At 69.2% G+C, this 21173-nt stretch carries 20 protein-coding genes; 14 read left to right on the top strand and 6 right to left on the bottom strand.

The window, feature by feature from the left end:
* Window positions 1-10 precede the first annotated feature (10 nt).
* From RTA_RS19215 to RTA_RS19205, 3 genes are all read left to right on the top strand, one after another.
* Window positions 11-814 carry a gamma-glutamyl-gamma-aminobutyrate hydrolase family protein gene (locus tag RTA_RS19215; protein WP_013903100.1) on the top strand — a complete coding sequence of 268 codons (804 nt, stop codon included), beginning with the start codon at window positions 11-13 and terminating at the stop codon, window positions 812-814.
* Window positions 811-2190: an aldehyde dehydrogenase family protein gene (locus RTA_RS19210; protein WP_013903099.1), complete on the top strand. Its 1380-nt coding sequence runs from the start codon at window positions 811-813 to the stop codon at window positions 2188-2190. Before RTA_RS19215 ends, RTA_RS19210 begins: the two co-directional genes overlap by 4 nt.
* Before the next feature lie 409 nt (window positions 2191-2599).
* Entirely contained in the window at window positions 2600-2917 is a 318-nt protein-coding gene (locus RTA_RS19205) for a hypothetical protein (RefSeq protein ID WP_013903098.1), read from the top strand.
* Between the two features lie 10 nt (window positions 2918-2927).
* Here the strand turns inward: RTA_RS19205 and RTA_RS19200 are convergent, their stop codons facing one another.
* Together RTA_RS19200 and RTA_RS19195 are read right to left on the bottom strand one after the other, a co-directional pair.
* Window positions 2928-3539: a flavodoxin family protein gene (locus tag RTA_RS19200; protein WP_013903097.1), complete on the bottom strand. Its 612-nt coding sequence runs from the start codon at window positions 3537-3539 to the stop codon at window positions 2928-2930.
* A 94-nt stretch (window positions 3540-3633) separates the two neighbouring features.
* Window positions 3634-6603 carry a DNA topoisomerase III gene (locus RTA_RS19195; RefSeq protein WP_013903096.1) on the bottom strand — a complete coding sequence of 990 codons (2970 nt, stop codon included), beginning with the start codon at window positions 6601-6603 and terminating at the stop codon, window positions 3634-3636.
* A 76-nt stretch (window positions 6604-6679) separates the two neighbouring features.
* On the opposite strand from RTA_RS19195, the gene RTA_RS19190 reads away from it, so the two are divergent.
* Genes RTA_RS19190 through RTA_RS19175 form a run of 4 tightly spaced genes read left to right on the top strand, consistent with a single transcriptional unit; the run spans window position 6680 to window position 9312 of the window.
* Window positions 6680-7165 (top strand): SET domain-containing protein, encoded by a 486-nt coding sequence (locus tag RTA_RS19190; RefSeq protein WP_013903095.1) that lies wholly within the window; start codon window positions 6680-6682, stop codon window positions 7163-7165.
* 10 nt (window positions 7166-7175) lie between these two features.
* Complete coding sequence (locus RTA_RS19185) at window positions 7176-7958, top strand: biotin--[acetyl-CoA-carboxylase] ligase (RefSeq protein WP_013903094.1); 783 nt, start codon at window positions 7176-7178, stop codon at window positions 7956-7958.
* A gap of 15 nt (window positions 7959-7973) precedes the next feature.
* On the top strand, window positions 7974-8627 hold the full coding sequence (locus RTA_RS19180; RefSeq protein WP_013903093.1) for an SPOR domain-containing protein: 654 nt from the start codon (window positions 7974-7976) through the stop codon (window positions 8625-8627).
* 25 nt (window positions 8628-8652) lie between these two features.
* Window positions 8653-9312, top strand: coding sequence for a glutathione S-transferase family protein (locus tag RTA_RS19175; protein WP_013903092.1), 660 nt, complete (start codon window positions 8653-8655; stop codon window positions 9310-9312).
* On the opposite strand, the gene RTA_RS19170 is transcribed toward RTA_RS19175, so the two are convergent.
* From RTA_RS19170 to RTA_RS19160, 3 genes are read right to left on the bottom strand one after another with little or no spacing between them, the layout of a single operon-like run.
* Window positions 9297-10796: a sensor histidine kinase gene (locus RTA_RS19170; RefSeq protein ID WP_013903091.1), complete on the bottom strand. Its 1500-nt coding sequence runs from the start codon at window positions 10794-10796 to the stop codon at window positions 9297-9299. The genes RTA_RS19175 and RTA_RS19170 overlap by 16 nt on opposite strands.
* 5 nt (window positions 10797-10801) lie before the next feature.
* The gene (locus RTA_RS19165) at window positions 10802-11476 is read right to left on the bottom strand and encodes a response regulator (protein WP_013903090.1); all 675 of its coding nucleotides are present in this window, start codon (window positions 11474-11476) and stop codon (window positions 10802-10804) included.
* A 52-nt stretch (window positions 11477-11528) separates the two neighbouring features.
* Window positions 11529-11999 carry a MarR family winged helix-turn-helix transcriptional regulator gene (locus RTA_RS19160; RefSeq protein ID WP_041675774.1) on the bottom strand — a complete coding sequence of 157 codons (471 nt, stop codon included), beginning with the start codon at window positions 11997-11999 and terminating at the stop codon, window positions 11529-11531.
* Between the two features lie 141 nt (window positions 12000-12140).
* Between RTA_RS19160 and recA the strand changes: the two genes are divergently transcribed.
* Both recA and recX read left to right on the top strand, forming a co-directional pair.
* Window positions 12141-13193: a recombinase RecA gene (gene recA / locus RTA_RS19155; protein WP_013903088.1), complete on the top strand. Its 1053-nt coding sequence runs from the start codon at window positions 12141-12143 to the stop codon at window positions 13191-13193.
* Between the two features lie 6 nt (window positions 13194-13199).
* Window positions 13200-13664 carry a recombination regulator RecX gene (gene recX, locus RTA_RS19150; protein WP_013903087.1) on the top strand — a complete coding sequence of 155 codons (465 nt, stop codon included), beginning with the start codon at window positions 13200-13202 and terminating at the stop codon, window positions 13662-13664.
* A gap of 8 nt (window positions 13665-13672) precedes the next feature.
* Here recX and argC read toward each other — a convergent pair whose 3' ends face one another.
* Window positions 13673-14590: an N-acetyl-gamma-glutamyl-phosphate reductase gene (argC, locus tag RTA_RS19145; RefSeq protein WP_013903086.1), complete on the bottom strand. Its 918-nt coding sequence runs from the start codon at window positions 14588-14590 to the stop codon at window positions 13673-13675.
* Window positions 14591-14747: 157 nt separating this feature from the next.
* Here argC and sucC point away from each other — a divergent pair, with 157 nt between their 5' ends.
* From sucC to RTA_RS19120, 5 genes are all read left to right on the top strand, one after another.
* Window positions 14748-15914 carry an ADP-forming succinate--CoA ligase subunit beta gene (gene sucC, locus RTA_RS19140; RefSeq protein WP_013903085.1) on the top strand — a complete coding sequence of 389 codons (1167 nt, stop codon included), beginning with the start codon at window positions 14748-14750 and terminating at the stop codon, window positions 15912-15914.
* A gap of 10 nt (window positions 15915-15924) precedes the next feature.
* Window positions 15925-16818, top strand: a complete 894-nt coding sequence (gene sucD / locus RTA_RS19135) for a succinate--CoA ligase subunit alpha (RefSeq protein WP_013903084.1) — start codon at window positions 15925-15927, stop codon at window positions 16816-16818.
* 16 nt (window positions 16819-16834) lie between these two features.
* Window positions 16835-17545 (top strand): TerC family protein, encoded by a 711-nt coding sequence (locus tag RTA_RS19130; protein ID WP_041676608.1) that lies wholly within the window; start codon window positions 16835-16837, stop codon window positions 17543-17545.
* Window positions 17546-17715: 170 nt separating this feature from the next.
* Window positions 17716-20364, top strand: coding sequence for a CHASE2 domain-containing serine/threonine-protein kinase (locus RTA_RS19125; RefSeq protein WP_049871343.1), 2649 nt, complete (start codon window positions 17716-17718; stop codon window positions 20362-20364).
* Window positions 20365-20375: 11 nt separating this feature from the next.
* Window positions 20376-21161 (top strand): Stp1/IreP family PP2C-type Ser/Thr phosphatase, encoded by a 786-nt coding sequence (locus RTA_RS19120; RefSeq protein WP_013903081.1) that lies wholly within the window; start codon window positions 20376-20378, stop codon window positions 21159-21161.
* Window positions 21162-21173 lie beyond the last annotated feature (12 nt).

The raw sequence follows: 21173 nt of genomic DNA, 5'->3' as shown, positions 1-21173 counted from the left end.
GGAAGCGTCCATGATCGCCGCCAGCCGCCTGAAGATCGGCCTGTCCGCCTGTTTCTCCCACGCCGACCCCACGCGCTCGCTCTTCACCAACAAGACGCTGCAGTACGTGGAGCAGTCGATCGCGCACTGGATCATGTCCTCCGGCGCCATGGTCGTGATGGTGCCCTGCCCGACCGGCAGCACGGCGCGCGGCGACGTGACCTACGAGCACTACGCGCAGTGGCTGGACGGGCTGGTGCTGCACGGCGGCGCCGACGTCTGGCCCGGCAGCTACGGCGAGGTCCCGCTGGAGGAGCGCTGGAGCGGCGACCGCATCCGCGACGAGTACGACAAGGCCCTAGTGGCCGCGTTCGAGTCGCACGGCAAGCCGGTGTTCGGCGTGTGCCGCGGCCTGCAGCTGCTCAACGTGGCCTTCGGCGGCACGCTGTGGCAGGACATCAACACCCAGATCCCGGATTCGCTGCGGCACCGCGACCCCGACATCTACGACCTGAACCACCACAGCATCGAGATCCTCCCCGGCAGCCGGCTGTCGCAGCTCTACCCCGGCGTGGAGCGGGCGCGGGTCAACAGCATCCACCACCAGGGCATCAAGCGCCTGTCCGACGAGTTCGTGGCCGAGGCGGTGAGCCACGAGGACGGCGTGGTCGAGGCCATCCGCCGCAAGGACCCGGACAAGCCGTACATCGCCGCCGTGCAGTGGCACCCCGAGTTCCACCAGCCGGACATGGCCACCATCGACGACGCGGCGCTGCTGCAGGACTTCCTGGCCGCGGTGTCCGCGGCCAAGGAACGCGGGAGCCTGCGGCAGTGAGCACGCTGCAGGTGATCAACCCGGCCGACGGCCAGCGCATCGCCGAGCTGGCCTGCGACGACGCGGCATCGGTGCAGGCGGCGGCCATCGCGGCGCGTGCCGCCCAGCCGGCCTGGGCGATGCAGCCGCTGGACCAGCGGCTGGCCTGCCTGGGCCGTTTCCGGGAGGCGGTGCGCGGCGAGCTGGAATCGCTGGCCGCCGTCATGACGCGCGAGACGGGCAAGCCCGTCCGCATGTCCCGCAACGAGCTGAACGGCCTCATGGCGCGCCTCGACTTCTTCCTGGAGGAGACGCCCCGCGCCCTGGCCAGCGAAACCGTCTGGGCCGACGGCGCCATGACCGAGCAGATCGAGCAGGTGCCGCTGGGCGTGGTGGCCAACATCTCGGCCTGGAACTACCCCTGGTTCGTCGGCTGCAACGTGATCGTGCCAGCGCTGCTGGCCGGCAATGCCGTGCTGTACAAGCCGTCCGAGTACGCGAGCATGACCGGCCTGGAGATCCAGCGCCTGCTGCACCAGTCCGGCGTGCCGCCGGGCGTGTTCCGCACCCTGGTGGGTACGGGCGAGGTCGGCGGCGCGCTGCTGGCGCAGCCCATCGACGGCCTGTTCTTCACCGGTTCGCATGCCACCGGCCAGCGCATCGCGCAGGCGCTGGGTCCCCGGCTGGTCAAGCTGCAGCTGGAGCTGGGCGGCAAGGACCCGACCTACGTCTGCGAGGACGCCGACCCCGAGGCGGCCGCCCAGGCGCTGGCCGACGGCGCCATGTACAACACCGGCCAGAGCTGCTGCTCGGTCGAGCGCATCTACGTGCACGAGCAGGTGCACGACGCCTTCGTCGCGGCCTTCGTGCGCACGGTGCAGGGCTTCAGGCTCGGGCCGCCCATGAGCGAGGAGACCTACATCGGCCCGCTCACGCGCGGCGCCCAGCTGGCGGTGCTGGAGGCGCAGGTGGCGCAGGCGGTGGACAAGGGTGCGCTGCTGCACACCGGCAGCGCCCGGCGCCTGCCCGGGCCGGGCCACTGGTTCGCGCCGGCCGTGCTGAGCGGCGTGGACCATGGCATGCAGCTGATGCGCGAGGAAAGCTTCGGGCCGGTGATCGGCATCCAGAAGGTGCGGGACGACGCCGAGGCGGTGCGCCTGATGAACGACACGCGCTACGGCCTGACGGCCGGCGTCTACACGCCGGACGAGCGGCGCGCGCGGCAGCTGCTGGCGCAGGTCCACGCCGGCAGCGTGTACTGGAACTGCTGCGACCGCGTCAGCCCACGCCTGCCGTGGAGCGGGGTCGGCGACTCCGGCGTGGGGCTCACGCTGTCGCGCTACGGCATCCAGGCCTTTGCCCGGCCCAAGGCCTGGCACCTGCGGCGCCCCGCCTGAGCAGCTTTGCCGCTCAGCTCGGCCCGCCGCCGCTGGCGCCCACGGGGCCGCCGGTGCCATGCGGGCTGCGAGTCCGCATGGAACCGTCCGAGCCGCCCATGGTGCGGGTGTCGCTTGCTGAACCGGCGCTGGAGCCGCCACCACCACCCGACATGCTTGAGCAGGCTGCCAGCAAAACGGCCAGGCCGGTAGAAAGAAGAAGTCTGAACATGGTGCTTTTCTCCGTGAAGATCCGGCCCCACTAACGAAGGCCGTGAACGGGGTACGCGGCGACGCGGCGCCCGGCGTGTCGGACAGGGCGCCGACAGCGTCCCTGACGTGGCCGACAAGCCGTAACGCCGCCCACCGACGCGGCGGCGCCGGCGCGCGGCCCTACTCTTTGCGATGGCAGCAAGCACCGGAGGTTCCCATGCCACGTGGAGATAAATCGGCGTACACCGACAAGCAGAAACGCCAGGCCGAGCACATCGAGGAGAGCTACGAAAGCCGCGGCCTCGGTAAGGACGAGGCCGAGCGCCGCGCCTGGGCCACCGTCAACAAGGAGACCGGCGGTGGCAAGAAAAGCGGCTCCGGCCGCGGCAAGCCCATGAACACCGACCCGTCGAAGAAGGGCGGCAAGGCGGGCGGCCGCGCTTCGGCGGCACGCTCGCCGGAAGAACGCTCCGCCTCGGCCAGGAAGGCGGCGGCCACGCGCAAGCGCAACGCGGCCGCGCGCGCCAAGGCCTGAGCCCGGCCGCTCAGCCCTTGGGGATGGGCGGGTAGGCGCCCGTCTTCAGCAGCCGCGCCAGATGCGCCGCGGTGACCGCGGCGATGCCGGTGGTCTGGGCCGTGTTGGAGGGCCGCTGCGGCAGGTCCTGGTAGTCGGTCTTTCCCATGGCTTCGCCCACCCAGTAGGTGCTGGCGCTGGCCGCGATGGTGAAGCCCACGTCATTGAGCGCCTGGAACAATTCGGCCGCCACATGGTGCGCGCCGTCCTCGTTGCCCACCACGGCCACCACCGCCACCTTGCCGTAGCTGGGCATGTGGCCGCGCTCGTCCGTTTCGCCCAGGAAGGCATCCAGCCGCTCCAGCACGCGCTTGACCACGCTGGAGGGCTGGCCCAGCCAGATCGGCGTGCCCAGCACCAGGATGTCCGACTGCACGATCTTCTGCCGCACCCGCGGCCAGTCGTCGCCGGGGCCTTCGTCCGAGCTGACGCCCGGCAGGATGTTCAGGTCCACCACGCGCAGGGCCTCGGTCTCCACGCCCTGGCCGGCGAAGGCGTCCCGCAGCTCGGACAGCAGCCGGTCGGTGGAAGACGGCGCGCCGGATTTCTTCAGCGTGCAGTTGAGCGCCAGAGCCTTGAGCATGTCGATACCCCCGGCCGCAATCTAGCGCCGGACCGCCGCCGCTCCTGTAGGCAGGCATGCCGTCCGCGGCGCACGATGCCGTGAACGGCCGTGCCTACGACAGGTGCTTGCCGACGATGCCCGCCAGCTCGAACATGGTCACCTGTGGCTTGCCGAACACCGCGGCCAGCTTGGCGTCGGCGTTGATGGCGCGCTTGTTGGCGGCATCCTGCAGGCCGTTGGCCTTGATGTAGTCCCACAGCTTCTTGATGACCTCGGTGCGGGCCACCGGCTCGGCGCCCACCACGGCGGCCAGCTGCGGGCTGGGCGTGAGGCCGGGACCGGTCTTGCGGGGTGCCTTGGGTGCCGCGGCTTTCTTGGCGGCAGCCACAGGCTTCGCGCCGGCGGCCTTCTTGGCGGCAGCAGTGCCCTTGTCGGCAGGAATGGCCGCGCCTGCCTTCCTGCCGACAGCTGCTTTGCGCGGCGCGGTCTTGCCCGTTGCCGGCCGCGCCGCGCCCGCGCCCTTGCGCGGGGGGAACTTGCTCTCGCGCGGCTCGAACTCGAAATTCACCTTGCCGGCTTCGGCGTCCCAGGCCAGGCGCGCCTTGAAGGGGCGGCGCGTGCGCATGGAGACGAACTTGTCCAGCAGGTCGGTCCGGCCGGTGGCCAGCAGCTTTTGCATCTGCTCGCGCTCGACGGGCTGCTGCAGGATGATCTGGCCGGTCTTGAAGTCGCAGCTGGGGGTGGGCTGCTGCGGCGTGGGCACGGACCGCTCGCAGACGTAGTTCTTGCCGAACTCGAACACCCGGGCGGCGCATTTGGGGCAGGGGCCCAGCGGCTGCTGCGCGCCGAAGTCCACCAGCTCGCCGGTCTCGCTCGGGTCCTGCTCGTCGCCGAAGTCGAACTCCAGCTTCCAGTTCTTCTCTTCCTCGCCGTACTTGAGCGCGATCTCGGCGGTGAACGGCCAGCCCGCCTTGGAGCGGAAGCCCTCCAGCGGGCCGATGCGCTTGTCGCGCAGGAACTGCTCGACCTCGTGCAGCTCGAAAGCCCGGCCGGCCGGGATCTTGGTGAACGAGAAGCCGCAGGCGTCGCTGCCGTCGCCCTTGCGGCCGACGCAGCTGTAGCGCCGGTAGTTCTCCTTGACGACGCCGCCGCAGTTGGGGCAGGGCGTCTTCAGCGTGGCGTAATCGCCCGGGACGGTGTCGCGGTCGTACTCCTTGGCCTTCTTGACGATGTGCTTCGTCATCTCGGCGATCTCCTGCATGAAGGCGTCGCGGCTCAACTGGCCGCGCTCCATCTGCGCCAGCTTGTACTCCCACTCGCCGGTCAGCTCGGGGCGGGAGAGCTCCTCCACGCCCAGCCCGCGCAGCAGCGTCATCAGCTGGAAGGCCTTGGCCGTGGGGATCAGCTCGCGGCCCTCGCGGAACATGTACCTCTCGTTGATCAGGCCCTCGATGATGGCGGCCCGGGTGGCCGGCGTGCCCAGGCCCTTGTCCTGCATGGCCTCGCGCAGCTCGTCGTCCTCCACCAGCTTGCCGGCTCCCTCCATCGCGCCCAGCAGCGTGGCTTCCGAGTAGCGCGCGGGCGGCCGGGTCTTCAGGCCCCTGGCCTCCACCGACTCGGTGCGGACCATCTCGCCGGGCTTCACCGGCACCAGCGTCTTGCTGTTCTCGTCGCCCTCCACGTCGGCTTCCTTGCCCCAGATGGCCAGCCAGCCCGGCTTGACCAGCACCTTGCCCTCGGTCTTGAAGTGGTGGCCCACCACCTGGTTGATGCGGGTGGTCACCAGGTGCTCGGCGCTGGGGAAGAAGATGGACAGGAAGCGCCGCACCACCAGGTCGTACAGCTTCTGCTCGGCATCCGACAGCCCGCTGGGCGCCTGCAGCGTGGGGATGATGGCGAAGTGGTCGCTGACCTTGCTGTTGTCGAAGACGCGCCTGGTGGGCTTGACGTAGTTGCCGTCGATGGCCTGCTGGGCGAACGGGGCCAGGTGGCGCATGCCGCTGGCGGCCAGCATCTGCATGGTCTGCTTGACGGTGCCCAGGTAGTCCTCGGGCAGGGCGCGCGAGTCGGTCCGCGGGTAGGTCAGCGCCTTGTGGCGCTCGTACAGCGACTGCGCCAGTGCCAGCGTGGTCTTGGCCGAGTAGCCGAAGCGGCCGTTGGCCTCGCGCTGCAGCGAGGTCAGGTCGAACAGCAGCGGCGAAGCCTGGGTGGTGGGCTTGGATTCCTCGGTGACGGTGGCGGCTTTGCCGCGCACCGCGTCGGCGATGGCCTGCGCCTCCTGCAGCGTCCAGACCCGGTCGGCCTTCTGCTCGGCGTCGTCGGGGTTCTTTTTCCACTTGGGGTCGAACCACTTGCCCGGGTACTCGCCGGCCTCGGCCAGGAAGCTGGCGTGGATCTCCCAGTAGTCGCGGCTGACGAACCTGCGGATCTGCTCCTCGCGCTCGACCACCACGGCCAGCGTGGGCGTCTGCACCCGGCCCACGGTGGTCAGGAAGAAGCCGCCGTCGCGCGAGTTGAAGGCCGTCATGGCGCGCGTGCCGTTGATGCCCACCAGCCAGTCGGCCTCGGAGCGCGAGCGCGCGGCCGAGGCCAGGCCCTCCATCTGGCGGTCGGTGCGCAGCTGCTCGAAGCCGTCGCGGATGGCCTGGGGGGTCATGGACTGCAGCCACAGCCGCCGCACCGGCTTGCCCAGCGGATTGCCGCCGCCGGCGAACTGCTCGATCAACCGGAAGATGAGCTCGCCCTCGCGGCCCGCGTCGCAGGCGTTGACCAGTTCGGTCACGTCCTTGCGCTTGGCCAGCTTGACCACGGCGTTGAGCCGGCCCTTGGTCTTGTCCACCGGCTTCAAGTCGAAGTACGGCGGGATGACCGGCAGGTGGGCGAAGCTCCACTTGCCGCGCTTGACGTCGAACTCCTCGGGCGCCTGGATCTCCACCAGGTGGCCGACGGCGCTGGTGACCACGTAGCGGTCGTTCTCGAAGTGCTCGTCGTGCTTGTCGAACTTGCCGGCCACGGGCGTGAGGGCGCGCACGATGTCCTGCGCGACGGAAGGCTTCTCGGCAATGATGAGTGTCTTGGACATTTCTACAATCTCGGCTCTCGCGCGTACGTACGCGTACGCGCGCATGTGCACATCTCAACTTATCAGAGTTTCGCGAATGCCAGCAACAGCAGCAGGGGGCGGCGCCGGCGCCGGCCGGAAAATCCAGGTCCGGCGGTCGGGCATCCATGGCAAGGGCGTGTTCGCCGTCCAGGACATCGCCGAAGGCGAGACCATCATCGAATACGTGGGCGAGATCATCAGCTGGAAGGAGGCGCAGCGCCGCCACCCGCACGACCCCGGCGACCCCAACCACACCTTCTACTTCCATGTCGACGAGGACCGGGTGATCGACGCCCTGTACGGCGGCAATTCCTCGCGCTGGATCAACCATTCCTGCGACCCGAACTGCGAGGCCGACGAGGAGGACGGCCGCGTCTTCATCAAGGCGCTGCGCAACATCCGCGTTGGCGAGGAGCTCAACTACGACTACGGGCTGATCATCGACGAGCCCTACACCAAGAAGCTCAAGGCCGAGTACCCCTGCTGGTGCGGCGCCAGGGGCTGCCGCGGGACGCTGCTGGCGCCCAAGCGCCGGCGCTGAGGGCGGCGGGATGCGCTGGCCGGCCGAAGCGGTGTGGGAGCGGGTGGCGCCCCGGCTGCCCGGCTTCACCGTGGAGATCCTGCCCGAGCTGGACTCCACCAACACCGAGCTGATGCGCCGGGCGCGCGCCGGCCGCGCCGAGCCCGTGCTGCTGGTGGCGCAGCGGCAGACCGCGGGCCGCGGCCGGCTGGGGCGCGCCTGGGCCAGCGCCCCGGGCGACTCATTGACGTTCTCGCTGGGCCTGCCCTATGCGCCGGCCGGCTGGTCGGGGCTGTCGCTGGCGGTGGGCGTGGCGGTGGCCGAGGCCCTGCATCCGCGCATCGCGCTCAAATGGCCCAACGACCTGTGGCTGGACGGCCGCAAGCTGGCCGGCATCCTGGTCGAGACGGCGTCGGCCGCCGGCGCGGCGCCCGGCGCCGGGCGCTACGCGGTGGTCGGCATCGGCATCAACATCGCGCCTCGGCCGGCCGAGGGGCTGTCCACGCCGCCGGCCAGCCTGCGCGAGCTGTGGCCCGAAGCCGACGCGGCCGCCGCCCTGGACCGCATCGCGCTGCCGCTGGTGCAGGCCTTGCAGGGCTTCGAGCAGCACGGTTTCGCGCCCTTCCAGGCCCGTTACGCCGCGCGCGACGCGCTGCGCGAACGCGCCGTGGCGCTCAGCGACGGCACGGCCGGCACGGCCCATGGCGTAGGCGACGACGGCGCCCTGCTGGTGCATACTGCGGCCGGCATGAAAAGCGTTACCAGTTCCGAAGTCAGCGTCAGGCCCGTGCCGCCCGGGTCGGTGGCGGACTGAACGCCCGGCCCGGCCATGTTGCGCTTCGTCGTCCTGCTCCTGTTGCTGGCCAATGTCGCCTACTACGCCTGGTCGGAGGGCCGGCTGCAGTCCTGGGGCCTGGCGCCGGCCCAGCAGTCCGAACCGCAGCGGCTGGAGCAGCAGATCCGGCCCGATGCCGTGCGCATCGTGTCGGCCGAGGACCTGGCGCGGCTGGAGACCGTGGTGGTGATCGCCCGGCCCAGCGAGTGCCTGCAGGCCGGCCCGCTGGACGACGCGCTGGCCGGCACGCTGCGCCCCGCGCTGGCCGCCTGGCCCGCCGGCAGCTGGAGCCTGGACCCCGCGATCGAGCCGGGCCGCTGGATCGTCTACATGGGCAGGTACCCGGCGCCCGATGGCGTGGAACGCAAGAAGGCCGAACTGCGCCAGCTGGGTGTGAGCTTCGAGCCGCTGGCCAACCAAGCGCTGGAGCCAGGGCTGTCCCTGGGCGGCTATGGAACGCAGGCGGCCGCCGAGCGCGCGCTGGACCTGCTGGCCCGGCGCGGCGTGCGCACTGCCCGGGTGGTGCAGGAGCGGCCCGAGCTGAACGGGGTGGCGCTGCGGCTGCCGGCCGTGGACGAGCTGCTGCGACCGCGTCTGGACGAACTGCGCACCACCCTGGGCGGCGCGACCCTGCGGCCCTGCCGCTGAATCTCATCAAGGAGACTGGACGGCCATGACCCTCAAGCTCTACTTCTCGCCCGGCGCCTGCTCGTTCGTGCCGCATGCCTTGCTGGAGACCACCGGCGAGCCGTTCGAACCGGTGCTGGTCAAGCTGCACAAGAACGAGCAGCAAAGCCCCGAGTACAAGGCCGTCAACCCGCGCGGCCAGGTGCCGGTGCTGGTGGCCGACGGCCAGGTGATCACCCAGATCGTGGCCATCGTGGGCTGGCTGCACGAGCGCTTCCCGCGGCACGGCTTCCTGCCGGCCGAGCCGCTGGCGCGCGCCAAGGTGATGGAAACCCTGGCCTGGATGAACAACACGGTGCATCCCACCTTCACCCACGTGTTCATGCCGTTCAAGTTCACCGACCAGCCCGAGGCGCAGGCGGCGATCAAGGCCTACAACACCGGCCTGTACCGGCCCATGCTGGGCGAGATCGAGGCGCTGGCGCAGGCGGCGGCCGGCCGCGGCCAGGCCTGGCTGGGTGGCGCGCAGTTCGGCCCGCTGGACGCCTATGCGCTCACCCTGCTGCGCTGGGGCGGCTTCGCCGGCATCGATCCCACGGGCTTTCCGGCGCTGTGGGCCCATGTGCAGAAGGTGGCGCAGTTGCCGGCGGTGGCGCGCGTCATCGAGCGCGAGCGGCTGCAGCTGAACGTCTACAAGGCAGGCTGATCGGCCGGTGCCGGTGCCGGTACCGGCGCCGGCGGCTGGCGGGTGATGGCGCGCTGGCGCACGAAGCGCAGGCTCACGCGCGTGCCGGGCGGCGTGGCGCCGGGGTGGGCGTCGTCGATCTCGATCTCGGCGCCGTGCTGGCGCGCGATCTCGCGCACGATGGACAGGCCCAGCCCGCTGCCGTCCACGTTGCTGCCCAGCACCCGGTAGAAAGGCTGGAACACCAGCTCGCGCTCGGCAACGGGGATGCCGGGACCGGAGTCTTCCACCTGCAGCACCAGCCCCTGGCCGAACGGGTCAGGCAGGACGCGGGCGGTGACCACGCCCGGGTGCTCGGCGCTGGACGGCGTGTAGTTCAGGGCGTTGTCCAGCAGGTTGCTGATCATCTCCTTGAGCAGCGTGCGGTTGCCCTCCACCGCCAGGCCGGCGCTGCCGGCCCGCGGCCCGTCGTAGCCCAGGTCGATGCGACGGTCCAGCGCGCGCGGCAGGAAGTCCTGCACCGCCTCGGTGGTGAGTTCGGCGATGTCGCAGGCCTGCAGCGCCAGCGGCCGGCCGCTGCCTTCGGCGCGCGCCAGCGCCAGCAGCTGGTTGACGGTGTGGGTGGCGCGCATGCTGGAGCGGCCGATCTGCTTGAGCGACTGCTTGAGGTCGTCGGCGCTGAAGCCCTCGCGCTGGGCCAGGTCGGCCTGCATGCGCAGGCCGGCCAGCGGCGTCTTGAGCTGGTGGGCGGCGTCGGCCAGGAAGCGCTTCTGCGTGGCGATGGAGTCCTTCAGCCGCGTCAGCAGGTCGTTGACCGAGGACACCAGCGGCGCCACCTCCAGCGGCACGGCCTTCTCGTCCAGCGGCGACATGTCGTCGGGCCGGCGCGCGCGGATGCGCTCCTCCAGCTGCGACAGCGGCTTGATGCCGCGCACCAGCGCCAGCCACACCAGCAGCACCGCCAGCGGCAGGGTGACGAACTGCGGCAGCATCACGCCCTTGATGATCTCGGTGGCCAGCACCGAGCGCTTCTCGCGCGTCTCCGCCACCTGCACCAGCACCGGCGGCGCGCCGGGCAAATCCGTGCGCACCCAGGTGTAGGCCACCCGCACCTCGGCGCCGCGCAGCTCGGCGTCGCGCAGGCGCACCTCGCCGGAGACCGGCGCCTCGTCGGGCGGTGGCAGCGGCAGGTCGCGCTCGCCGCCCAGCAGCTCGCCGCGCGTGCCCAGCACCTGGTAGTACAGGTGGTCGGTGTCGTCGGCCCGCAGGATCTGGCGGGCCGGTTGCGGCAGGTTGAACGCCACCCGCTGCTGCTGCACCGTGACCAGCTGCGAAAGCACCTGCACGTTGTATTCCAGCGCGCGGTCGAACGGCTTGCCGGCGATGCCCTGGGCCACCAGCCAGGTCAGCGCCAGGCTCACCGGCCACAGCAGCAGCAGCGGCGTGAGCATCCAGTCCAGGATCTCGCCGAAAAGGGAGCGCTGCTCGCGCTGGAACAGTTTCACTTGGCTCAGGCCTGGATCTTTTCCAGGCAGTAGCCCAGGCCGCGCACCGTGGCGATGCGGATCGGGCCCTTCTCGATCTTCTTGCGCAGCCGGTGGATGTAGACCTCGATGGCGTTGTTGCTCACCTCCTCGCCCCACTCGCACAGTCGCTCGACCAGCTGGTCCTTGCTGACCAGGCGCCCCGCGCGCTGCAGCAGCACCTCCAGCAGCCCCAGCTCGCGCGCCGACAGCTCCACCATCCTGCCGTCGATGGTGGCGACCCGGCCGGCCTGGTCGTACACCAGCGGGCCGTGCCGGATGGCGCTGCTGGTGCCGCCCATGCCGCGGCGGGTGAGCGCCCGCACCCGCGCCTCCAGCTCCTGCAGCGAGAACGGCTTGGCCATGTAGTCGTCAGCGCCGTAGTCCAGGCCCTTGACGCGTTCCTCCACGCTGTCGGCGGCCGTAAGGATCAGCACCGGCATGGACGAGCCGCGGCCGCGCAGCTTGCGCAGCACCTCCAGGCCGTGCATGCGCGGCAGGCCCAGGTCCAGGATCAGCAGGTCGAACTCGTTGTTGGTCATGAGCGCGGCGTCGGCCTCGGTGCCGCTGGCCACATGGTCCACGGCGGCGCCCGAGGCGCGCAGGCTGCGCAGCAGGCCGTCGGCCAGGACCTGGTCGTCTTCCGCGATGAGGATGCGCATGGCTTGTCTCCTGTTGATGCAACGCCGTCTGCCGGGCGCCCTGGGGAAAATTCTAGGCGGCCGGGCCGGCGTAGGCTTCCAGGCCCATGCCGACCACGGTGGCCACGGCCTCGCCCACCTCGGCCCGGAACTCGGCCTCGGCCTGCGCGACCGCGTCCTTGAAGGCCTGCAGCCAGGCCAGGCCGACCGCGGTGAAGCGCACCCGGCGGGCGCGGGCATCGTGCGGGTCGCTCTCGCGCACCACCAGGCCCCAGGCCTCGCACTGCGTCACCAGGTCGCCCATGGCCTGCTTGGTCATGCCGGCCTGGGCCGCGAGATCGGTCAGGCGCGAGCCTTCCAGCGCCAGGTGGCGGGTGATGTGGATGTGGGCGGCGCCTACCTGGGCGCGCGCCGCCAGGTTGGACAGGGCCAGCGGTACCTCCACGTTGTGCGCCATGAGGTGGAGCACGCGCTCGTCGAAGCGCCGCGAAGCATGGCCCAGCAGGCGGCCCAGGTGGGTCTCGCGCCAGCGGTCATCGGTCATGGCCGGATCGTAAGGCAAACTGACCAAAAAATCGATTGCTTCGCCGTTTGCCGACCGTTAGAGTACTGGTCAAGCATCCAGGCTGTGGATATGACCACCGGGATGAACTGACGCAACTCATTGATTCACAAGGAGCTTTCCATGGATGCACAAGTCAAGGGTACCCGGATCGCCGGCGACACCGAAAAGAACAAGGCCCTGCAGGCGGCATTGGCCCAGATCGAGAAGCAGTTCGGCAAGGGCACGATCATGCGCCTGGGCGAAGGCGAGAAGCTGGAGGACATCCAGGTCGTGTCCACCGGCTCGCTGGGCCTGGACATCGCCCTGGGCGTGGGTGGCCTGCCGCGCGGCCGGGTGATCGAGATCTACGGCCCGGAATCCTCGGGCAAGACCACGCTGACCCTGCAGGTCATCGCCGAGATGCAGCGCCAGGCCGGCCAGTGCGCCTTCGTCGACGCCGAGCACGCGCTGGACGTGCAGTACGCGCAGAAGCTGGGCGTGAACCTGTCCGACCTGCTGATCAGCCAGCCGGACACCGGCGAACAGGCCTTGGAGATCGTGGATTCACTGGTGCGCTCGGGCGCCGTGGACCTGATCGTCGTCGACTCGGTGGCGGCGCTCACGCCCAAGGCGGAGATCGAAGGCGAGATGGGCGACTCCCTGCCCGGCCTGCAGGCCCGCCTGATGAGCCAGGCGCTGCGCAAGCTCACCGCCACCATCAAGAAGACCAACTGCATGGTCATCTTCATCAACCAGATCCGCATGAAGATCGGCGTGATGTTCGGCAGCCCCGAGACCACCACCGGCGGCAACGCGCTGAAGTTCTACGCCTCGGTGCGCCTGGATATCCGGCGCACCGGCACCATCAAGAAGGGCGAGGAGGCCATCGGCAACGAGACCAAGGTCAAGGTGGTCAAGAACAAGGTCTCGCCCCCGTTCAAGACGGCGGAGTTCGACATCCTGTTCGGCGAGGGCATCAGCCGCCATGGCGAGATCATCGACATGGGCGTCACCGCCCGCATCCTCGAGAAGTCCGGCGCCTGGTATGCCTACAACGGCGAGAAGATCGGCCAGGGCCGCGACAACGCGCGCGAGTTCCTGCGCGAGAACCCGGAGCTGGCCCGCGAGATCGAGAACAAGGTGCGCGAGTCGCTGGGCATCCCGCTGCTGCCGGCCGACGCCGAGGCGGAGTAATCCTCCATGCCGCTGGGGGGCCCGCCGTCGCTCAAGGGGCGGGCCCTGCGCCTGCTCAGCGGCCGGGAGCACTCCCGTGCCGAGCTGGAGCGCAAGCTGGCCCCGCACGAGGAAGCGCCGGGCCAGCTGCGCCGTATCCTGGACGAGCTGCAAGGCAAGGGTTTCATCAGCGACCAGCGGGTGGCCGAGTCGGTCCTGAACCGCCGTGCCCCCCGGCTGGGCGCCGGGCGCATCCGCCAGGAGCTGCAGGCCAAGGGGCTGGACGGCGAGCTGGTGCAGCAGGCCCTGGCCCAGCTCAAGGGCACCGAGCTGCAGCGCGCGCGCGAGGTATGGCGCCGCAAGTTCGACGGCCCGCCGCGCGACGCCGCCGAACGCGGCAGGCAGGCGCGGTTCCTGGCGGCCCGGGGCTTCGGCGGCGAGGTCATCCACCGGGTGCTGGCCGGTGGCTACGAGGACGATGCCGCTGGATAAGGCGGCGCTTACAACCCCAGCATCAGCTTGAGGTTCTGCACCGCCGCGCCGCTGGCGCCCTTGCCCAGGTTGTCCAGCCGGGCCACCAGCACGGCATGGTGGTGGTCCATGTTGGCGTAGACCCGCAACTCCATCTTGTTCGTGCCGTTCAGCGCCAGGGGGTCGAGCTTGCCGTCTTCCGTCGGCGGCTCCACCGCTACCCATTCGCTGCCGCGGTAGTGGGCGGCCAGTGCCTCGTGCAGGTCGGCCGGCCGGGGGTGCCCGGGGAGCGTGTCCAGGTGCAGCGGCAGCTGCACCAGCATGCCTTGGGCGAAATTGCCCACCGAAGGAATGAAGATCGGCCGCCGCGTCAGGCCGGTGTACTTCATGATCTCGGGCAGGTGCTTGTGCTTGAGCCCCAGGGCATAGACCTCGTAGGCCGGCGCGTGGCCGGATTCGTAGGCCTCGATCATGCTGCGGCCGCCGCCGCTGTAGCCGCTGACCGACGGCAGCGCCAGCGGGAAGTCCGGAGGCACGATGCCGGCATCGACCAGCGGGCGGATGAGCGCGATGGCCCCGGTGGCATAGCAGCCGGGATTGCTGACCCGCGGCGCCGCGGCGACGGCCTCGCGCTGGCCGGCCTGCAGTTCAGGAAACCCGAACACCCAGCCCTCGGCCGTGCGGTGCGCCGTCGAGGCGTCGATGACGCGCGGGGCCCGGCCGCTGCGGCCGATCTGGTCGACCATGGCCACCGACTCCCGCGCCGCGTCGTCGTGCAGGCACAGGATGACCAGGTCCACGCCGCTCATCAGCTCGCGCTTGGCCGCCGGGTCCTTGCGGCGCTCCGGCGCGATGCTGACCAGCTCGATCGCCGGCATCCTTTCCAGCCGCTCACGGATCTGCAGGCCGGTGGTGCCGGCCTCACCGTCGATGAAGACTTTGGGCATGGTCTGTCCTGTGGAAACTGCGTATGGCCACTGTAAGCCAGCGCAGGCCTTTGTTGCGTTGCAGCATGATACAGTTCAAGGCTCTTTTCCGCTCCCGCGGGCCCGGCCTTGCAGTCCCGCGCCGGGCCACCCTCAAAGTTCCTCAAGAGACACCTCAATGAAGATTCACGAGTACCAGGGCAAGGAGATCTTGCGCAGCTTCGGCGTGCCCGTGCCGCGCGGCATTCCGGCTTTCACGGTCCAGGAGGCGGTGGAAGCCGCGCAGAAGCTCGGCGGCCCGGTCTGGGTGGTGAAGGCGCAGATCCATGCGGGCGGCCGCGGCAAGGGCGGCGGCGTCAAGGTGGCCAAGTCGGTCGACGACGTCAAGCGCCTGGCCGGCGAGATCCTGGGCATGCAGCTCAAGACCCACCAGACCGGCCCGCAAGGCCAGAAGGTGCGGCGCCTGTACATCGAGGACGGTGCCGACATCCAGAAGGAGTACTACGTCTCGGTGGTGACCGACCGCGCCACGCAGAAGGTGGCCTTCATCGCCTCCAGCGAGGGCGGCATGGACATCGAGGAAGTGGCCCATGCCACGCCCGAGAAGATCATCAAGGTGTTCGTCGATCCGCTCACCGGCCTGACCGACGCCCAGGCCAGGGAGATCGCCGGCGGCATCGGCCTGCCCGCGAACTCCACCGCCCAGGCCACGGACGTCCTCAAGAAGCTGTACCGTTGCTACATGGACACCGATGCGTCGCTGGTGGAGATCAATCCGCTCAACCGCGACGGCAAGGGCAACATCATCGCGCTGGACGCCAAGTTCAACTTCGACTCCAACGCGCTGTTCCGCCATCCCGAGATCGTGGCGCTGCGCGACCTCGACGAGGAAGACCCGGCCGAGATCGAGGCCAGCAAGTTCGACCTGGCCTACATCAGCCTGGACGGCAACATCGGCTGCCTGGTCAACGGCGCAGGCCTGGCCATGGCGACCATGGACACCATCAAGCTGTTCGGCGCCGAGCCGGCCAACTTCCTGGACGTGGGCGGCGGCGCCACCCCCGAGAAGGTGACCGAGGCCTTCAAGATCATGCTGAAGAACCCCAAGGTCAAGGCCATCCTGGTCAACATCTTCGGCGGCATCATGAAGTGCGACACCATCGCCACGGGCGTGATCACCGCCTGCCGCGCCGTCAACCTGAACGTGCCGCTGGTGGTGCGCATGAAGGGCACCAACGAGGAGCTGGGCAAGAAGATGCTGGCCGAGTCGGGTCTGCCCATCATCAGCGCGGACACCATGGCCGAGGCCGCGCAAAAGGTCGTGGCTGCGGTGAAGAAGGTTTAAGGGACAAGACATGTCGATCTACATCAGCAAGGACACCAAGGTCATCACCCAGGGCATCACGGGCAAGACCGGCCAGTTCCACACCGAGAAGTGCCAGGAATACGCGAACGGCAAGAACTGCTTCGTCGCCGGCGTGAACCCCAAGAAGGCCGGCGAGAAGATCTTCAACATCCCGATCTACGCCTCGGTCAAGGAAGCCAAGCAGCAGACCGGCGCCACCGTCTCGGTGATCTACGTGCCGCCCGCCGGCGCCGCCGCCGCCATCTGGGAGGCGGTCGAGGCCGACCTGGACATGGCCATCTGCATCACCGAGGGCATCCCGGTGCGCGACATGCTGGAAGTGCGCAGCAGGATGAAGGCCAAGGAAGCCAAGGGCGGCAAGAAGACGCTGCTGCTGGGCCCCAACTGCCCCGGCCTGATCACGCCAGACGAGATCAAGATCGGCATCATGCCCGGCCACATCCACCGCAAGGGCCGCATCGGCGTGGTCTCGCGCTCCGGCACGCTCACCTATGAAGCGGTGGCGCAGCTCACCGAGATCGGCCTGGGGCAGTCCAGCGCGGTCGGCATCGGCGGCGACCCGATCAACGGCCTGAAGCACATCGACGTGATGAAGGCCTTCAACGACGATCCGGAAACGGACGCCGTGATCATGATCGGCGAGATCGGCGGCCCCGACGAGGCGGACGCCGCCCGCTGGTGCAAGCAGAACATGAAGAAGCCGGTGGTCGGCTTCATCGCCGGCGTGACGGCGCCTCCCGGCAAGCGCATGGGCCACGCCGGGGCGCTGATCTCCGGCGGAGCCGACACGGCCGATGCGAAGCTGGCGGTGATGGAGGAGAGCGGGTTCAAGGTGACGCGCAACCCGTCCGAAATGGCCAAGCTGCTCAAGTCGCTGCTCTGAGGAGAAGCCGAACATGATGGAAGCACTGTCCAACCCGTCGTTCTGGGTTGCCGTCGGCCAGATCATCCTGATCGACATCCTGCTCGGCGGCGACAACGCCGTCGTCATCGCCCTGGCCTGCCGCGGCCTGCCGCCGAAGCAGCGCAAGATGGGCATCATCTATGGCACGGCCGGCGCGATCATCCTGCGCGTCATCCTGATCGCCTTCGCGCTGGCCCTGCTGGCCATCCCCTACCTCAAGCTGGTCGGCGGCGCGCTGCTGGTGTGGATCGGCGTCAAGCTGCTGGTGCCGCACGACGAAGACGACCACGCCAACATCAACCCGACGGACAAGCTCTGGGGTGCGGTGAAGACCGTGATCGTGGCCGATCTGGTGATGAGCATCGACAACGTGCTGGCCATCGCGGGCGCCGCCCAGGGCGCCGGCGACCACCAGCTGTTCCTGGTCATCTTCGGCCTGGTGGTGAGCATCCCCATCATCGTGGCGGGCAGCCAGATCGTGCTCAAGCTGATGGATCGTTTCCCCATCATCATCACGCTGGGCGCGATGCTGCTGGGGTGGATCGCCGGCCAGATGATCTACACCGATCCGGGCGTCGCACCCTATGTTCCGGCGGCCAAGACCTGGGAGTACGCGGCGGCGGTCGTGGGCGCCCTGCTGGTGCTGATCATCGGCAAGCTGATGCAGCGGCGGGGACGGGCCGCCACACCGGCCACCGGCAACTGAGTCGTCTGCAACCAAACGTACTGGCCGCGTGACAAACTCCCTTGTCCGCGCCAGTGCGCTCTGTTAACTTTGGTCCGCGAAAGTCCTGCAGCCCATCATGGTGAGGCGGGTCAGTGTGCGGCGGCGGTGCTTCCGCATCCATCAGCTGCAATCTGACATGGGCGGGGGAATTGGGCATTTCTTTATCGGGCAAGCGCGGCAGTTTCTGGCGTCGTGACTGGCTGCTGGCCATCCTGGTGGTGGTGGCCGTGGTCGGGTTGCACCAGGGCACCGACGCCATCGCCACGCTGGAGCGCCGTTTCTACGATTTCGCCAGCACCCACACCTCGCGCCAGCCGTCCGATCGCATCGTGATCATCGCCATCGACGACCAGAGCATCGCGAACATCGGCCGCTGGCCCTGGCCCCGCGACATCCATGCCCAGCTGATCGACCGGCTGGCGGCCGCCCAGGCCAAGACCATCGTCCACACGACCTTCTTCTTCGAACCGCAGGCCGATCGCGGTCTCGCCTTCATCCGCAGGATCAAGCAGGCGCTCGGCAGCGGCGCCAGCGGAAGGGCCGCCGCGCTGATCGCCGAGGCGGAACAGGCCCTGGACGCGGATGCCAAGCTGGCCGCGAGCATGCGCAAGGCCGGCAACGTGCTGGTGCCCTCGGTCTTCGAGCTGGCGCAGCCCCAGGGCAATCCCGACGCGCCGCTGCCGCCCTACGTCGCCAGGAATGCGGTCGAGGATGCGGCGGGCTTCTCCGTGCCGGCGGTGCGGGGCCAGTACCCGATCGAGCTGATCGGCAGCGCGGCCGCCGGGATAGGGCATCTGAACCAGCTCAACGACGTGGACGGGGCGGTGCGCGACGACCCCTTGCTGGTGAACTACTTCGGCCAGGCGCTGCCATCACTGGCCCTGCTGGCGGCGACCCGCAGCCTGAACCTGGGCCTCGCCGACATCCGGCTGTATCCCGGCGAGTCGGTGCAGGTGGGCAAGCTGCGCGTCCGGACCGACGAGCTCGGCCGCATGCTGCCGCAGTTCTATCCGGCACGCGATGGCAAGGCGCCTTTCGCGGTGGACTCCTTTTACGACGTGCTGAGCGGCAAGATTCCCGCGGCCAAATACGCCGACAAGATCGTGCTGATCGGTGCCACCGCGGCCGGCGTGGGCACGACCTTTCCCGTGCCGGGCCATGCCGGCCTCTCCCCGGCGGAGATGATGGCCCACATTACATCCAGCATCCTGCGCGAACACTTCATCGTGCAGCCCGCCTGGGCGACCTGGACCGCCTTCGCTGCCTTCCTTGCCGTGGCCGGTTACCTGGTCGCCCTGTTGCCGCGCCTGTCCGCCGGCATGGGCGCTTCCGCCACCGCGGGCGTGTTCGCGCTTCTGATCGGATCGGAGTTCCTGCTGCTGGCCGGCGCGTCGCTGTGGCTGGAGCTGGTGTTCCCGGCCAGCCTGCTGGCCCTCGGCCATCTGGCCCTGACGACCAAGCGCTTTCTCGTCACCGAAGCCGGCAAGCTCAAGGCCGACGACGAGTCCGCCGAGACCAACCGCATGATGGGCCTGGCGCTGCAGGGCCAGGGCCAGCTCGACATGGCTTTCGACCGCTTCCGCCGGGTGCCGCTGGGCGATGCCGTCATGGACAACCTCTACAGCCTGGCGCTGGATTTCGAGCGCAAGCGCCAGTTCAACAAGGCCCAGGCGGTGTACGAGCACATGGCCGCCTGGAGTTCCGGCTACAAGGACCTGCAAAGCAAGCTCCATCGCGCCAAGAACCTCTCGGAAACCATCATCCTGGGCGGCAGCCACCACCTGGGTGGCAACCTGCTGGCCGGTGGCGCGGTGGAAAAGCCCATGCTCGGGCGCTACCAGCTGGAGCGGGAGCTGGGCAAGGGCGCCATGGGCGCGGTCTATCTCGGCCGAGACCCCAAGATCGGCCGCGTGGTCGCCATCAAGACCCTGGCGCTTGGCCGGGAGTTCGAGGGCAACGAGCTGGAGGACGCCCGGGAGCGCTTCTTCCGCGAGGCCGAGACCGCGGGCGGGCTGCAGCACCAGCACATCGTCACCATCTTCGATGCCGGCGAGGAGCATGACCTGGCCTACATCGCCATGGAATTCCTCAAGGGCCGCAACCTGGCTGATTTCTGCAAGCCCGGCCGGCTGCTGCCGGTGCCGCGCGTCGTGTCCATCGTGGCGCGCGTGGCCGAGGCGCTGGCCTATGCCCACCGCCAACGCGTGGTGCACCGCGACATCAAGCCGGCCAACATCATGTACGAGCCGGACACCGAGAACCTCAAGATCACCGACTTCGGCATCGCCCGCGTCATCGACTCGAGCAAGACCAGGACCGGCATGGTGCTGGGCACGCCCAGTTTCATGTCGCCCGAACAGATCGCCGGCAAGCGGGTGGACGGCCGTTCGGACCTTTATTCGCTGGGGGTGATGCTGTTCCAGATGCTCACCGGCACCCTGCCTTTCCGCGGCGAATCGATGGCCGAGCTGACCTACAAGATCGCCAACGAGGACGCCCGCGATGTCCGCTCCGTGCGTCCCGAGCTGCCCGACCGGCTGGCCGAGGTGGTGGCCCTGTCCTTGAGCAAGCGGCTCGAGGCCCGCTACCAGGATGGAGAGCAGTTCGCGGCGGACCTGCGCGCCTCGGTGGCGGCGCTGGCGGTGGCCGCTGCGGCCGCTTCCCCGTCGGCAGCGGGCGGCTATGATGCGACCCGCACAGTGGAGGCAAGAAAAGCAGCCGCATTCGAGCGGGCGCCGGTCCCGGGACGCGCCGCCGTGCCGTCCACGACCCAGGGCGAAGCCGACGAGCAGGCCTGACCGGGTGATCTATGAACTACGAGTTTTGCCTCAAAACCGATCCTGGTCTGGCCCGAGAGAACAACGAGGACTCCGTTGCCGTCGACGAGCCGACGCGCCTGGCCGTGCTGGCCGATGGGATGGGCGGCTACAACGCGGGCGAGATCGCCAGCGGCATGGCCACCACCTTCATCAAGTCGGAGCTCGGTCGCTGGCTCGCGCAGGCCGGTCGCCATGCCAACGCGCGCGAGGTGCGGCGGGCGATGGAGATCTGCGTGGACAACGCCAACCGGTCCATCTTCAATGCCGCCAACTCCAATCCGCAGTACAGCGGCATGGGCACCACCCTGGTGGTGGGCGTGTTCCAGGACGCGCGGCTGATGCTGGGCCACATCGGCGACTCGCGCTGCTACCGGATGCGGGCCGGCGAGTTCGCCCAGATCACCAAGGACCACTCGCTGCTCCAGGAGCAGATGGACGCGGGCCTGATCACGCCCGAACAGGCCGCCACCTCATCCAACAAGAACCTGGTCACCCGCGCGCTGGGCGTGGAGGATGCGGTGCTGCTGGACGTCGGTGAACACCGGGTGGAAGCGGGCGACCTGTACCTGATGTGCTCGGACGGTCTGTCCGACATGCTGGACGACTTCGCGATCGCGCGCATCCTGGCCGCCGACGCCTCTCTCCAGGAAAAGGCCAACCAGTTGATCGACGCGGCGAATGCGAATGGGGGCAGGGACAACATCTCCGTCCTGCTTGCTCGCGCCAACACCGGCAGCGCGAAAAGAGGGCTGATCTCCCGATTGCTGGGAAAATAGCCCGAAGCACCC

Origin of the sequence: Ramlibacter tataouinensis TTB310 (assembly GCF_000215705.1) — a bacterium.
In the GTDB taxonomy this organism is placed as follows: Bacteria; Pseudomonadota; Gammaproteobacteria; order Burkholderiales; family Burkholderiaceae_C; genus Ramlibacter; species Ramlibacter tataouinensis.
The sequence above is the reverse complement of the archived record's forward strand: the minus strand, read 5'-3'. Positions and strand labels throughout refer to the sequence as shown.